This is a genomic window from Rhodopseudomonas sp. BR0G17 (assembly GCF_010907025.1).
In the GTDB taxonomy this organism is placed as follows: Bacteria; Pseudomonadota; Alphaproteobacteria; order Rhizobiales; family Xanthobacteraceae; genus Rhodopseudomonas; species Rhodopseudomonas palustris_H.
In genome coordinates, this window is sequence record NZ_QUML01000230.1 from 1 (window position 1) to 394 (window position 394).

Annotated in this window: 1 pseudogene; it reads left to right on the plus strand. The window is 67.3% G+C overall.

The features are described 5' to 3' along the window. A pseudogene (locus DY467_RS25985) lies at positions 1 to 394 on the plus strand (methyl-accepting chemotaxis protein); the annotation flags it as partial.

A 394-nucleotide genomic window follows, 5' to 3' on the forward strand; every position in this document is an offset into this window, starting at 1 on the left:
GGCTAGACCGGATCGCGGCCGAGCAGCGCAAGGCGGATATGGCGCGCCTCGCCGATAGTTTCGAAGGAGCGATCGGTGAGATTATCGAAGTCGTTTCATCGGCCGCGACCGAGTTGGAAGCGTCGGCAGGCTCGCTGTCGTCGACAGCGGAGCGCTCCGTCGAACTCGCAACCGGCGTGGCGGCGGCGTCCGAAGAGGCTTCCGCCAGCGTGCAATCGGTTGCCTCCGCCAGCGAGCAACTGACCGCCTCGGTCGCCGAGATCAGCCGTCAGGTGCAGAGCTCGGCCCGCGTCGCGCACGAGGCGGTCGAGCAGGCCCGCAAGACCAACAGCCGGGTCGGGGAATTATCGAACGCGGCCGCGCGCATCGGCGACGTCGTCGAACTGATCAACAC